General features: G+C 56.9%; 2 rRNA genes. Both read left to right on the forward strand.

Annotated elements, in window-relative coordinates:
- Positions 1 to 124: ribosomal RNA gene (locus tag ACWGN5_RS41925) — 16S ribosomal RNA — on the forward strand; the annotation flags it as partial.
- A gap of 287 nt (positions 125 to 411) precedes the next feature.
- Positions 412 to 1,162, forward strand: a 23S ribosomal RNA gene (locus ACWGN5_RS41930); the annotation flags it as partial.

Below are 1,162 nucleotides of genomic sequence, written 5' to 3' on the forward strand. Positions count from 1 at the left end.
TTTGTAACACCCGAAGTCGGTGAGGTAACCTTTTAGGAGCCAGCCGCCGAAGGTGGGACAGATGATTGGGGTGAAGTCGTAACAAGGTAGCCGTACCGGAAGGTGCGGCTGGATCACCTCCTTTCTAAGGAGCACAGCACCGATTGCAGGCAAACGTTCTGCACGGTCAGCTCATGGGTGGAACGTTGATTAGTTGGCACGATCACGAGGATCTCTCACCAGTACTGCTTCGGCGTGGAACGTGAAGAGAAGCCAACTGATCGTGCTTGGCACGTTGTTGGGTGTCTGAGGGTACGGCCGTATGGTCATGCCTTCGAGGATGCCGGCCCCAGTGAACTTGCTGCTTTGTGCGGCAGGGTGATGGGTGGCTGGTCGTTGTTTGAGAACTACACAGTGGACGCGAGCATCTGTGGCCAAGTTTTTAAGGGCGCACGGTGGATGCCTTGGCACCAGGAACCGATGAAGGACGTGGGAGGCCACGATAGTCCCCGGGGAGCCGTCAACCAGGCTTTGATCCGGGGGTTTCCGAATGGGGAAACCCGGCAGTCGTCATGGGCTGTCACCCATGCCTGAACACATAGGGCATGTGGAGGGAACGAGGGGAAGTGAAACATCTCAGTACCCTCAGGAAGAGAAAACAACCGTGATTCCGGGAGTAGTGGCGAGCGAAACCGGATGAGGCCAAACCGTATGCGTGTGATACCCGGCAGGGGTTGCGCATGCGGGGTTGTGGGATCTCTCTTCTGTCGTCTGCCGGCGACAGGACGAGTCAGAAACCGTATGGATAGGCGAAGGACATGCGAAAGGTCCGGCGTAGAGGGTAAGACCCCCGTAGCTGAAATCTGTACGGCTCGTTTGAGAGACACCCAAGTAGCACGGGGCCCGAGAAATCCCGTGTGAATCTGGCGGGACCACCCGCTAAGCCTAAATATTCCCTGGTGACCGATAGCGGATAGTACCGTGAGGGAATGGTGAAAAGTACCGCGGGAGCGGAGTGAAATAGTACCTGAAACCGTGTGCCTACAAGCCGTGGGAGCGTCGGATACAGCTTGCTGTATCTCGTGACTGCGTGCCTTTTGAAGAATGAGCCTGCGAGTTTGCGGTGTGTTGCGAGGTTAACCCGTGTGGGGAAGCCGTAGCGAAAGCGAGTCCGAATAGGGCG

The organism is Streptomyces sp. NPDC055815 (assembly GCF_053616475.1).